Below are 12,933 nucleotides of genomic sequence, written 5' to 3'. Positions count from 1 at the left end.
CCCAAGCGCTCCGCGCCGCTCACGCGACCACCCCCGGCCCCTCTCCCAGAGGGAGAGGGGAGTATGCTGGGGGATTGGCTTGCTTTAAGCCAAGGGGAGTGAGGCGGGGGAGGGAGAAATTTGCCCCTGGTGCACGTGAAGGATTTGCGCTCCCTTGAGCCAAGCGGTGTCAAAAGATCCCAGGTGGGTGGTGGTAACCAAAGTTTGCACCCGCTCTTGAATGGCCCCTAAGAGCTGGTTTTGGCGGTGCAGATCCAGCTCCGCCAGCACGTCGTCCAACAGCAGCAAGGGCGGATCCCCCTTCACCTGCTCAATCAGCTCCAGCTCCGCCAGTTTGAGGGCCAAGACCAAGGTGCGCTGCTGCCCCTGGGATCCGTAGGCACGAGCCAGCCGTCCGTCGAGGCTCAGCTCCACCTCGTCCCGGTGGGGGCCGACCAGGGAAGTGCCCAAAGCCTGTTCGGCAGCAGCCTTGGCGCGGATCTCTGCCAAGAATTGGGCCTGAACCGCCGCGGGATCGGCCTGGGGATCCGCCAGGGGCACCTGGGGGCGATAGGTGAGGCTGAGGGTCTCCCGTCCGCCGCTGATGGTTTGGTGCCAGCGGGCGGCCAGGGGTTCTAGCCGCTGCAACAGCCGGGCGCGACGGCGCACGATACGACTGCCGCTGGTGGCCAGTTGTGCGTCCCAGAAGGCCATCTGAGAAGCTTTGTTGCTGGCGGCTTCTTGCGTCGGCGGGATGGAATCCTTGGGATCCTGCTTCAAGAGGGCATTGCGCTGCTTGAGGATCTGGCGATACTGCTCCACCAAGTCGGCATAAACAGGCTCCAGTTGGATTAACACCCCGTCTAGCCAATGGCGTCGCGCCTCTGGCCCCCCTCGCACCAGCTCCAGATCCAGGCTGGAGAACACCACGGCACTCACCTGCCCCAAAAAGTCAGATTGTCGCCGTAGCACCTGGCCGTTAACCCTCAGGGATCGCCCCCCCTGGCTGCGCAGCTCCATTGCCAGCTCGTGGGCCACCCCCAGCCGTTCCACGGTGGCGGCAATCCGCGCCCTCTCTTCCCCCTGCTGCACCAGCTCCCGATCCCGGCTGGCCCGCCGCGAGCGCAAGGTGGCCAAGAGCTCCACTGCCTCCAAAAGGTTGGTCTTGCCCTGGGCGTTCTCCCCCACCAGGATGGTCTTGGGCGCCTCGAAGGGGATCCCCTGATCCCGGTAGTTGCGGAAGTGCCACAGGTGCAGAAAACGCAGGTACACTCGACGAGGGTGGGCTACTGACTCTGGATTTCTGGGAACAAGAACGGCCCCCGCGGCGGGGGCCTTTACTCTAACGCAACTGCTGCAGGGTTAGGAGAAGAGAGCGGGCTGCCTCAACCAGGGGGCGCTTAGAGGCTGCCCAGGGATCCCAAACCGCTCAGGCGCTCTGCCGCCAACAGATGCAACGCAGCGCGGGCCGAGTGGTGGGCAGCCTTGCTGCGGCTGTAGTCGGCGAAGGTGTAGCTGCCCGGATCGGTATTGACCCTGCTCAACAACTGTTGGGCTTGCTGCTGCAGCTCGGCCACAGGGCCGGCGGTGATGTTGGCGAAGGCCATCTCCGCCTGCAGCCGGCTGAGGGACTCTTGGGCGCGCAAGGGGGCCTCGAAGAAGGAACGGCCAGGACGGCTCCCAAAGCCCAACTCCGCTTCGTAGAGCGCCTTGGCGGCTTTGGCCAAGTTTTCCGCCGCTTTGGCCTGCTCGCGGACGGCGAAGACATTCCCCCTTTGCAGAGCGTTCTGGGCCTCGGCCAAGCTCTGGCGGCTCAGCTCCAGGAGACGGGCGGCTTCCGGAGAGGATCCCCGCTGGGCGAAGAAGCTGGCTTCCGCCAGGTGCCGCTGGGCTTTGGCCAGGTCGTGGTTGGCCCGCTCCAGCTCCCGCGGGCTCTGCCAACTCGGCTGCATTGGCACGGGGGCTGCGGTTCCAAGAGCCGGGCGGCGGCCCCGCTGGGCTTGCGCCGGGGATCCCAGCACCAGGGGAGTGAGGAGCAGCAAAATCGGCAGGGAACAGCCGAGGGCACCGGTGAAGGAAGCACGGATCGGCAGGGTTACAAACTCCAATCGACAGGACAAGCCGGTTTGGGGGTGACCCTGTGGGCTTTCCCTTGCGGCATATCTTGAGGCAAGAAGGGATCCCTAGGAAAACCGGGCCAGGTGAGCCTGTTGTTGGAGCTGTTGCAACTTTTCCCTCACCCGGCCAGAGCGGAGCAATTCCTCGGCTTGCTGGATCCCCTCGCTGAGGGAGTGAGCATAGCCCAGCAGCCAGAGGTAGCTACCGCCATTCCAGAGTACTGCTGGCGCAAGGGGGGAGGGATCGCCGTTGAGGAGCTGGTGCATCTGCCGCAGCAACTCTTTCTCCTCCGCCAGCGGGATCTCGGGGCCAGCCAGGTGATGGTCGCGGGCTTTGAGCAGCAGCCGTTCCCCGCAGTGGTTGAGGATAGCCGTCCGCTCCCGCGGTAGGTCGCTGCTGCCCTCTAGTCCCTTGACCGTGGTAAAGCTTTGGATCCCTTGCAGGGCAAACAACTCCAGCATCGTAGCCTCGGTAGGGGGGTGCACGTAGCCAGCCACCAAATGAAAGGGGCCCTCGTAGGGTGACCAGACCAGCTCCAAGGTGGCCAGGGGAGGGCGCTTGCCAATTTGATCCCGGTACTCCATCAGGGCCTGGGCTTGGGGAAAACAATCTGGTAAATACAAAAATCCCAAGCCCGTTTGCTCCAGGGACTGGCCCACTTGCTCCAGCGACCATCCTCGCCAGTCCACCCCCAAGCCTCGCCAGACCACCTCCAGAGGCAGACCATACTTGGGAGGGCAAAAGCCGGAGCCATGCAGCAAAACGGCTGGCCCCGCCGCTGCCAATACCAGAGCCACCAACACCCCTAGCGGTGCTGTGCGCGAGCGGCCATCGTAGGGGTGGCCAAAGATCACCAAGGGGTGGGGCAGATCCCGTTGGCGAAGGCGAGGGCCGTACTCGGCATAGGCATCCAACATACCAGCCAGCTCTTCGGCGGTGGGGCGCTTGATGCGGTGGGCAATCAAGAAGGCCCCAATCTGGGCCGGGGTGGCTTTGCCCGCAAGGAGCAGCCGAGTAGCCTGGGCGGCTTCGCCGCGGGTGAGATCCTCGTGGGTGTGGGTGCCACTGCCAATTTTCTTCAACAGCTCGCGAAACTCATGGCTCATAGCCTTGGCAGTCTGGAGCGGGGGAGGGTAAGTCTCCAACTAAGCCGACAGCACCTTGGCCGGGACCAACGCCTCGACGTCGGACCTCTTAGAAGGAGCAGGCGGGCGGAGCAGTTGGGCTGCCAACTGCAAAAAGCGGCGAATGGGTGGGATCTGATAGCGGTCACGGGTGGTAACTGCCACCACCTGTCGCTGCAACAAGGGGGGTTCAGTAGGCCGCACCTGTAGTTCTGGGTCGGCGTGGCAGTCCACCAGAGCCGATTCTGGCAGGAGGGCAATCAACTGCCCCTGGCGAACGACGCCGCGGAAGGCATCCAGCGTGTTCAGCTCCAGCGCTGCCTTGAGAGTTAACCCTTGGCGGGCCAGGTGGGATCCCACCCAAGCGCGCATAGCATAGCCATCTTTAAATACGGCCTGGGGGTACTCGGCCAACACTGGCCAAGGGATCCGCTCGTAGCGGCTAAGGGGATGGCTGGCGGCCATCAACACCTGAATGGGCTCCGAATACAGCGGCTCCACCACCAGTTCAGCTCCCCGCCTCAGCCAGGGATTTTCCATCACCAAAGCCACATCCACCAGCCCATCCTTGAGCACCTTCAAAGCGCGGTCGCTGCCCAGGGCCGTGACCCGCAACTGCACCTGCGGGTACTCTCGGCAGAACTCCTGGAGCACCGGCGGCAGTCGATAGGCAATCAGCGAGTGGATCCCCGCAACGCAGAGCTCGCTTTGCTCGCCCCGTAGCCATTCCCGAATGCTCTCTTGGGCCTGCTGCCACTCCTGACAGATGCGCCGGGCATGGGGTAGGAGCCGTTCCCCCGCCACTGTCAAAGCCAGCGGGCTCTTGCGATGCAGTAGCGGAGCGCCCACCTCTTCTTCCAAGGCCTGAATTCGGCGGCTGATGGCAGACTGGGTCAAGCCACTGCAGCGGGCAGCAGCCAAAAAGCTGCCGCTTTCGACGACGTTCAGGAAAGCCTGCAACAGCTCCAAACGCACCGAGAACCTCTCCGGAGTGATGGCCCAACTGCTGTGGGATTTTAGCCAGGGATCCCTCGACTTGGTGTAGGTACCGCTACCAAACCTTGCTGTAAGACTCTGGTATTGGGGAGGAGCGCTGCTCGCCGTGCCGCCTTGACGAGACTGGCTCCCCCTCAATCCAAGACAAGGGCGGCGCGACGGTAGAGAAAGTCGAGGGCAGAGTTGCGCAATTCGTAAAATTCCGGCATTTCCATGATGCGCGCGCGGCTGCGCGGTCGCCCAAAGGGGATCGTCAAAATCTCGCCAATATGGGCAGCAGGGCCATTGGTCATCATCACCACCCGGTCTGCCAAGTAAAGAGCCTCGTCGATGTCGTGGGTAATCATCAAAACCGTGCAGCGGTGATCTCGCCAAATGGCCAGCAGCTCATCCTGCAGCTCTTGCTTGGTAATGGGATCCAAGGCCCCGAAGGGCTCATCCAGCAACAGTACTTCTGGGCGCACCGCCAGCGCGCGGGCAATGGCCACTCGCTGCTTCATACCCCCGGAGAGCTGCTTGGGCCGCTTGTGGGCTGCTTCGGCCAAACCCACGAGTTCTAGGTGTTCTTGAACGATTTCCCTTTTCTCTCTAGGGGATTTATCGGGATAGACCTGGTCCACCACCAAATAAACATTTTCAAAAGCCGTCAGCCAGGGCAGAAGGGAATAGTTTTGGAACACCATCATCCGATCCGGCCCTGGGGCGGTGATGGGCTGGCCCTTGAGGGTAATGGATCCCGAAGTAGGAGCAGAAAACCCGGCCACCATGTTGATCAAGGTGGACTTGCCGCAGCCGGAGTGGCCGATGATGCAGACAAATTCGCCGGCGGCCACTTCCAAGTTGACATTTTCTAGCGCCACAAAGGCTCCTGCCGCCGTAAAGTAGGTCTTGCCCACATTCTGGAGGGAAAGAAGGGGCAGACCTGAGAGGGAAGAGGCTGAAGAAAAGGACAAAGAAGTTAAGCGAGAGTGGGTCATCATAAAGCCTTCCAGTTGAGTTCAGTAGGGCAAAAACTAGACCTTGCTGAGGGGGTATTCCTGCAGCTTCAGCTCCTGGCGAATGGCCACCGACTCCAGGTAGTCCAAGGGATCCTCGCCATCAAAGCGGGATCCGTCGGCAAAGAGCAAAGCCCCGCGATCGTGGGCCCGATCCGGCAGCCCCAGTTCTCTAGCAGCTAGGGCGTAGGTTTTGTCATCCAGCACTTGGTCCAGGACAGCAACCCAATTGCGAGGGAAGGGGCAGATGCCCCAGCGAGCCATCTGCGTCAGGATCCAGAGGTGCTCCAAGCGTTCGGGGCAGGTGTTGCGCCCGTTGGCAAACTGGTGGAAACCGAGGATCACTTGCGATTCATCGGCGATGCCCCGCTGCAGGATGCCCCTCCACCCCGGCTCCAGATCGGCTGGGGCCACGCCCACATACTGGGGCTGGGCCAGCCACTCCAGGATCTGGGGACGGTGCTGCGGCTGATCGCAGTAGTGACAGGCCTCCAGCAGCGCCTTGACCAGAGCCACGTGGGTGCGGGGGTAGCTTTGGGCCCAGTCTTGGCGCACCGCCAGGACTTTCTCGATGTGGCTGGGCAAGAGTTCGGGAGTGGTGGCAACGATAACCCCCACCTGTTCCCGCACGGCGCGGGAGTTCCAGGGTTCGCCCACGCAGTAGCCGTCGATGTTGCCGGCCTTGAGGTGGGCCACCATCTGCGGCGGCGGGATCACCGTCAACGTCACATCTCGATCCGGATCCACGCCGCCGCTGGCCAGCCAATAGCGCAAGAGGAAGTTGTGCATCGAGGCCGGGTGCACCACCCCCAGCGTATGAACCGTATCGGGAGTTTGGCGGAGGTACTGGCGAAGATCCCAGGGGCTCTGGAAGGCCTGCAGCAGGAGTCGGCGCCCAAAGGTGATGGCGTTGCCGCCGCGGGAAACAGTAAGCGCAGTTACCAAAGGCACCGGTACCCCGCCCACCCCCAGGGTAGAGGCCAAAGGGATCCCGGCCACCACCAGGGCCGCATCCAGCCGACCGGAGCGGCTCCCTTCCCAGATGGTTTTCCAGCCCGGCTCCCTGACCAGCGTGACCTGTTCCAGGCCGTACTTCTGAAACAGGCCCTTTTCTTGGGCCACCACCAGAGGGGCGCAGTCGTTGAGGGGCACAAAGCCAATTGCCAAGTTGACTTTTTCCAGCCCCCCCTTGGCGATGGCCACACGGGTAGGAGTTTTCTGGCGGGCCCGCTTTTGCTGGTTGAGAAAGTAGATCATCTCCCCCCGCAGGCTGTAGTACTCGGGGTGATTCACCACTTCCAACCGGTGGCGCGGCCGCGGAAACGGGATCCGCAAGATCTGGCCGATGCGGGCCTCCGGGCCATTGGTCAGCAGCACCACCCGATCCGAAAGCAGAAGCGCCTCATCCACATCGTGGGTAACCAAAATACAGGTGAGCTGCTCCGCCTGGGCAATCTCCATCAGTTGTTCCTGCAGGCTGCCGCGGGTGAGGGCGTCCAACGCCCCAAACGGCTCATCCAGCAGCAGCACCCGCGGGCGAATGGCCAAAGCCCGGGCAATGGCCACCCGCTGTTTCATCCCCCCCGACAGCTGGGCGGGCCGCTTGTCGGCTGCCCCCTGCAGACCCACGCGGCGGATGTGCTCTTCCACGATGCGGGCTCGCTCTGCTTGGGGAAGGGATCCCAGCACCTCGTCCACGGCTAGGGCGATGTTTTCCCGCACCGTCAGCCAGGGCAGCAGGGAATAGTTCTGGAACACCACCATGCGCTCCGGGCCGGGCTCCGTCATCTGCCGGCCTTCCAGCAGCACGCCGCCGCGGGAGGGTTTTTCCAGGCCGGCGATGATGTTGAGGAGGGTGGACTTGCCGCAGCCGGAGTGGCCAATTAGCGAGACAAATTCCCCTTTTTGGATCTCCAGATGGATGTCTCTTAGAGCGGGATAAACCTCCCCATTGTCCAGGAAAAAGTCTTTGTCTACATGGTCAACTTCGATGTAGGGCTGAGTCTTCATGATGCTACCTAAGGGATCCCTTGAGATTCATTTTTGAAAAGTGAGCAAACTGTCAGCAGCCAACTCCGGGCTCAGTCCAACCTAGTGATCCTCGGCAACCACCAGCGAGCCAATCCAAGCCGTAACCCGATCCAACAAAAGGCCAACCAGGCCGACATAGATCAAAGCCACAATAATTTCGCTGATGCGGGAGCTATTCCAGGCATCCCAAATGAAGAAGCCGATGCCCACCCCGCCAACCAACATTTCTGCAGCCACAATCGCCAGCCAAGACAGGCCCACCCCGATGCGCAGGCCGGTAAAGATGTAGGGCACCGTGGCCGGAAAGACAATCTTAAAGAAATACTTCCAGCCGGACATGCGTACAATTCTGGCCACATTGCGGTAGTCCTGTGGGATCCGCTGTACACCGGCAATGGTGTTGATCAAAATGGGCCAGAGGGCCGTGATGAAGATAACAAAAATGGCGGAGGGGTTGGCATCGCGAAAGGCGGCCAAAGAAATCGGCAGCCAAGCCAGAGGTGGCACCGTGCGCAACACCTGAACAATGGGATCCAAAGCCTCATGCAGCCAGCGGTTGACCCCGATCACCATGCCGCCCAAAACCCCCACCAGACTGGCCAAGAAAAACCCAATGAACACCCGCTGCAGGCTGGCCCAGATTTGCCAGAACAGTCCTTTGGCGTTGCCGCCGTAGTCAAAAAAGGGATCTTTAATGAGGGGATCCCAGGTGTCCTGCCAAACTTGGAGCGGGGTGGGCAGGTTGGCGCCGGGCCGGCTGTAGAGGATTTGCCAGAGCAGGAGCACGATGAAAATTGCCGTAGCGGGCAAGAGAATGCAGCGCAGCGCTTGATGGATCCGGACTCGTTGCCTCCAAGCGGATCCAGAGCTCGTGGCAGAAGGGATCCCGGCATGGGCCTGAAGAGAGGCACCTTGGCTCAGCAGCCAACGGCCTAAGCGGATGAGCAAAGGGAAGAGGTGGCAGCCCACCTTCAAGGCAAAGTGGAGAAGAGGCATAGTTTGCTGAGAGTAGGGCTATGGTCAAAGTCAGCGTAGGGAAAGTGCAAGAGAGAAGAGGTTTAATTTGAACCTGTCTGGGGGCTCTTGGGGAAATCTCTCGGACAGGGGGCTTGCAGGTGTTCTGCAAGCCCTGGAAGGAGCAGGCTAGGCCAGCTTCTTGATGGCCAATTTCTCCAGATAGGCAGCCGGATTTTCGGGGTCGAACTTCACCCCATCGAAGAAGGTTTCCACGCCGCGAGAGGTGCTGGGGGGAATGGCGGCCTCTTGGCCAATGGCTTTGGCGGCCTCGCGCCAGAGATCTTCTCGGTTGACCTTGTCCACCAGGGCTTTGGTATCCGTGTCGGCGGGCAGATAGCCCCAGCGGATGTCTTCGGTCAGGAACCAAAGGTCGTGGCTCTTGAAGGGGTAGGAAGCATTGTCTTGCCAGAACTTCATCAGGTGGGGGCTGTTTTGCACCACTTTGCCGGTGCCGTAGTCAAAGGTGCCTTTGGCGCGACCCAAGATATCGGCCACAGGAACCCCCAGCCAGCGGCGGTCGCCGATGATCCGGCACATTTCCTCTTTGTTCTCCATTTGGTCGCACCAGATCTGGGCTTCTTGCACCGCCTTCAACAGCGCCAAGGTGGCTTTCGGGTGGGCATCCACCCAGTCAGCCCGCAGAGCAAAGGCTTTCTCAGGATGGCGATTCCACAGCTCGCCGGTGGTGAGGGCGGTATAGCCCTCTTTTTGGTTCACCAGTTGAGCATTCCAAGGCTCGCCCACACAGAAGGCTTCCATCGTTTTGGATTTCATGTTGGCCACCATCTGGGGCGGCGGCACCACAATGACAGAGACATCGCCATTGGGATCGATCCCGCCGGCGGCCAGCCAGTAGCGCATCCACAGGTCGTGGGTGCCGCCGGGGAAGGTTACCGCGCATTTGGGATCCCTGCCGGCAGCTCGCGCTTCCGCAAACTTGGCTTTGAGGGGGGAACTATCCAGGCCAATTTGCAAATCCCGGTACTCGTTGGCAATGCTGATGCACTGACCGTCCAAGTTCAGGCGGGCCAGAATGTACATCGGTACCGGCTTGCCATCGGTAACTTTGCCGGTGGTGATGAGATAGGGCATGGGGGTGAGAATGTGCGCCCCATCGATGCCGCCAGCAGCGGATCCCAGCACCAAGTTGTCGCGGGTGGTGCCCCAAGAGGCCTGCTTGACCACCTCCACGTCCTTCATGCCGTACTTGTCAAAAAACCCCTTCTCTTTGGCGATGATCAGGGGGGCGGCGTCGGTGAGAGCAATGAACCCCAGCTTGGCCCGCGGGGTCTCGGGAGTATCGGCCTGGGCCACCCAGTAGCCCTGACCCAAAGATTGCGATTGGGCGCGTGGGATCCCAGCCGCGGCTGCTCCTGCTGCCAGGGCGGCTGCCCCGGCCAAAAATTGGCGACGGGAGAACAGTTTAGACATCGGAACCTCCAAGATTTTGCACGACGCAGAGAGAAAACCTTCCCCAGACTTGGCCCCTACTTAGCAAGCCATCACGGGGGAAGAAGCAGTTTGAGCAGCCGATGGACGCTGGCGCGGCCTGGCCCCGAAGTGCTCAATCAGCAGCTCCACCAAGACGGGCTTGAGGTCTTCGCAAGGGATCCCTCGACGCACACATTCGCCCAGCTTGGCGTCTTTGCCCACTTCTCCCCCCATGTAGATGTCCACCGCTTCCACCGGCTTGCCGTCCTTGCGGGCGGTGGTGCCCATGAGGCCGATATCGGCCACCTGGGGCTGGCCGCAGGAGTTGGGGCAGCCCGTCCAGTGGATGCGCACCGTCTGCGGGATCTCCAGCTCGGCTTCCAGCTCTTCCATTAGAGCCACAGCGCGGTTTTTGGTCTCGATGAGGGCAAAGTTGCAGAACTGGTTGCCCGTGCAGGACACCAGCCCCCGCTGCAAGGGCCCTGGGTTGGGGGAGAACTTTTTCAAGAGCGGCTCTTTAAGCAGCGGCGCCACCCGCGAATCGGGCACATTGGGGATGAGCACGTTCTGCTCCACCGTCAGCCGCAGCTCCCCGGAGCCGTATACCTCCGCTAGGCGGGCCAGCTCCATCATCTCCAGGGCATTCAGCCGTCCCACCGGCACGTGCAGGCCAACGAAGTTCAAGCCCGGCTGCTTCTGGGCATGCACCCCCAGGAGATCCCGCTTCTGCCAGACCACCTCATCTTTTTCCGCCGCTCTGGACAGCGGATGGCCGATCTGCCGCTCCACAGCCGCCCGAAACTTCTCCAGGCCCCACTCGTCAATGAGCCACATCAGCCGCGCCTTCTGCCGGTTGGCCCGCAGGCCGTGATCCCGGTAGACCAGCAGCACCGCCTCGCACAGAGGAACCACATCGCGCGGATCCACCCAGACATCCAGCCCGATGGCCTCGGCACAGCGGCGGGCCGAAAAAAAGCCCCCCACCAAGACGTTGAAGCCCAGCTTGCCCGCTTTGAAGGCCGGCACAAAGGCCAGGTCGTTGATCTCCGCATGAACGGAGTTGTCGCGACAACCGCAGATGGCGATGTTAAACTTACGCGGCAGATTGGTGAAGGAAGGGTTGCCCTCGCCGTTGTTGGTTACCATGTCCTGCACCTTGCGGGTGAGGCCGCGCACGTCGATCAGCTCATCTGGGTCAATGCCCGCGAGGGGGGATCCCGTAATGTTGCGCACATTGTCCATGCCCGACTGGATGCTGGTTAGGCCCACCTCCTTCAAGTAGCCCAAGATCTGGGGCATCTCCTCGATGGGGATGCCGCGCAGTTGCAAGTTCTGCCGGGTGGTGATGTCGGCTACGCCATCTTTTCCATAGGGATGGATGATCGCCGCCAACATCCGCATCTGGCCGCTGGTCAGGATCCCATTGGGCAGGCGCAGCCGTAGCATAAACTGGCCGGGCGTGCGCTTGCGAAAGAAGATCCCCAGCCACTTGAGGCGGTGATCCCGGTCGTCTTCAGGGATGTTCTCCCAGCCCATGCGGGCAAACGCTTCCAGCTCGGCTTTGACCGCCAGCCCGTCCTTTTCGCTTTTGAGGCGCTCAAATTGGTTCGCCATCGTCGCTGCCGTAGGGGAACACCGGCTACCTTAGCGATGGCCAATCGTTAACTTTGGTATTTGTCGTTACACTTCGTAACAAGCTATGCCGTTTTGTCATAACTCACTTGCGAGGAGCGCATAGTGGCCTCTCTTCCCAAAACCTGGGCCAACTGCTCGCAGGCCGCTCTAATTTTGTCTAGAGTGCCTGGGTTGACTAAGCCGTAGTAGTCAAATCCATAGACCCTCTGGGTTTGAACGGCTTTCAACTGGTTCCAAAAGGGGCGGGCACGGAAAAACACCAAGGGATCCGCCGCCTCCGGGTTGACCACCAACAAAACCTCGGGGTTGGCTTCCAGGATGCGCTCTGCCGCAAGGGTGACATAGCCGCGAAATTGCCCTTGGCTTTGCAGGGCAGCCGTTAGGTTGTCGGCGCCAAAGCGCTCCAGCAGATCCCCGGCCCAGCTTTGCCGGTTGGGAGCAAGAATCGGCTGGGTGCCGACCAAAAGCAGGGTTTTGGGGCGAACCGGGGGCAGCTCCTGGGGCAAAAGCGATCCGTACTCCCGCAGCAAGGGATCCGGATCCACTCCCACAGCCGCAGCCAGAGTGGCGATGGTTGCTTCCAGGGCAGCCCAACTGTCCACCTGCGTGAGATAGGTGGGGATCCCCAATGCCTGCAATCGTTCTGCCAGAGCCGTGTGCAAGCCACTGGCCCCCACCACCCAGTCCGGTTGCAGGGCCACGATTGGCTCCAGGTTAGGTTGGTTGCCCAGCCCCAGCCGAGTTATGCCCTGAAAGCGGGGATCCGCCTCTAGCAAACGTCCGGCCGGGATCCCCACCAGTTTGTCCGGGGCCAGGCGATAGAGAATATCGGCGGTCAAGGAGGTGAGGCTGGCCACTCGCCGAACCGGAGCTGGCGGGATCTGGCTTTGGGCCTGGCGACCCATCCCCCAGACCCCCAGGCTGGCCAGGCCAAGGACAAAAAGTTGACGGCGAGAAAGAGAAGACGGCATGGACAATCTCCAAAACAGTCAATTGAGGGTAAATTGAATCGGCACCGTCACCCACGACTCAATCGGGGTGTTGTTTCTCAAGGCGGGGCTAAACTGCCACCTTTGCACCGCCTCTTGTGCGGCCCTGTCCAGGGCTGGGAAGCCGCTAGAAGAGACAATTTCCACCTGCTGCACCTGCCCTTGGGCATCCACCCTGGCCCGCAACAGCACTTGGCCTTGCTGGCCGAGGCGGCGGGCTTGGGGAGGGTACTGTGGCGGCGGGTTGCGACCCGGAATGGGGCGGGCCAGGATGTCCGGATTGGCAGCCACTGCTGCAGGCGAGGAGGTAGGAGGGGAAGCCTCCCCAGCCCCTTCTCCTGCTGTCGGCGCAGACCCCTGCGCCTGGGATCCACTGAGGCCAGCAACGACACCCCTCCCAGGAGCGCTGGATTCGGATCCCTTGCTCCCGGCAGTGCCCCCGCCACCTGAACGGATCCCTTGGATGAGGGGGGTGAAGCGGGGAATGGGAGCGCTCGTAGCAGCCCCAGAGGGCGGCCTGTTGGCCACAGGTGCGGCCGTGGGGGTAGCCACCGGCCCCCCGCCCCACCGGAGCACCCCCCCCCCCCCGACATCATACGACCAACACACCCCCGCCCC

The 12,933-nt window shown here is 61.8% G+C and carries 11 protein-coding genes; all 11 read right to left on the bottom strand.

The features are described 5' to 3' along the window. Positions 1 to 84: 84 nt before the first annotated feature. Positions 85 to 1,251, bottom strand: a complete 1,167-nt coding sequence (gene recF / locus NW852_RS05345) for a DNA replication/repair protein RecF (RefSeq protein WP_414398744.1) — start codon at positions 1,249 to 1,251, stop codon at positions 85 to 87. Between the two features lie 128 nt (positions 1,252 to 1,379). Next, entirely contained in the window at positions 1,380 to 2,099 is a 720-nt protein-coding gene (locus tag NW852_RS05340) for a DNA-binding protein (protein ID WP_414371067.1), read from the bottom strand. A 63-nt stretch (positions 2,100 to 2,162) separates the two neighbouring features. Beyond that, the gene (locus tag NW852_RS05335; RefSeq protein ID WP_414364493.1) at positions 2,163 to 3,203 is read right to left on the bottom strand and encodes an anthranilate phosphoribosyltransferase family protein; all 1,041 of its coding nucleotides are present in this window, start codon (positions 3,201 to 3,203) and stop codon (positions 2,163 to 2,165) included. Positions 3,204 to 3,242: 39 nt separating this feature from the next. After that, a complete protein-coding gene (locus tag NW852_RS05330) occupies positions 3,243 to 4,196 on the bottom strand; it encodes a LysR family transcriptional regulator (protein WP_414360891.1) in 954 nt (317 codons plus the stop codon). Positions 4,197 to 4,351: 155 nt separating this feature from the next. Then, positions 4,352 to 5,194 carry an ABC transporter ATP-binding protein gene (locus tag NW852_RS05325; protein WP_414378144.1) on the bottom strand — a complete coding sequence of 281 codons (843 nt, stop codon included), beginning with the start codon at positions 5,192 to 5,194 and terminating at the stop codon, positions 4,352 to 4,354. 36 nt (positions 5,195 to 5,230) lie between these two features. After that, entirely contained in the window at positions 5,231 to 7,222 is a 1,992-nt protein-coding gene (locus NW852_RS05320; protein ID WP_414364491.1) for a nitrate ABC transporter ATP-binding protein, read from the bottom strand. 81 nt (positions 7,223 to 7,303) lie between these two features. After that, complete coding sequence (gene ntrB / locus NW852_RS05315) at positions 7,304 to 8,239, bottom strand: nitrate ABC transporter permease (protein WP_414371070.1); 936 nt, start codon at positions 8,237 to 8,239, stop codon at positions 7,304 to 7,306. Between the two features lie 147 nt (positions 8,240 to 8,386). Beyond that, entirely contained in the window at positions 8,387 to 9,691 is a 1,305-nt protein-coding gene (locus NW852_RS05310; protein WP_414335836.1) for a CmpA/NrtA family ABC transporter substrate-binding protein, read from the bottom strand. Positions 9,692 to 9,751: 60 nt separating this feature from the next. Further along, a complete protein-coding gene (locus NW852_RS05305; RefSeq protein WP_414335834.1) occupies positions 9,752 to 11,305 on the bottom strand; it encodes a ferredoxin--nitrite reductase in 1,554 nt (517 codons plus the stop codon). Between the two features lie 83 nt (positions 11,306 to 11,388). After that, positions 11,389 to 12,297 (bottom strand): ABC transporter substrate-binding protein, encoded by a 909-nt coding sequence (locus NW852_RS05300; protein ID WP_414426520.1) that lies wholly within the window; start codon positions 12,295 to 12,297, stop codon positions 11,389 to 11,391. An 18-nt stretch (positions 12,298 to 12,315) separates the two neighbouring features. Beyond that, a partial coding sequence (locus NW852_RS05295; protein ID WP_414426519.1) for a TonB family protein occupies positions 12,316 to 12,933 on the bottom strand: 618 nt, incomplete at its 5' end.

It is taken from the genome of Synechococcus sp. H60.1, assembly GCF_047462335.1.
GTDB lineage: Bacteria > Cyanobacteriota > Cyanobacteriia > Thermostichales > Thermostichaceae > Thermostichus.
This window is presented reverse-complemented; position numbering and strand designations above follow the sequence as displayed.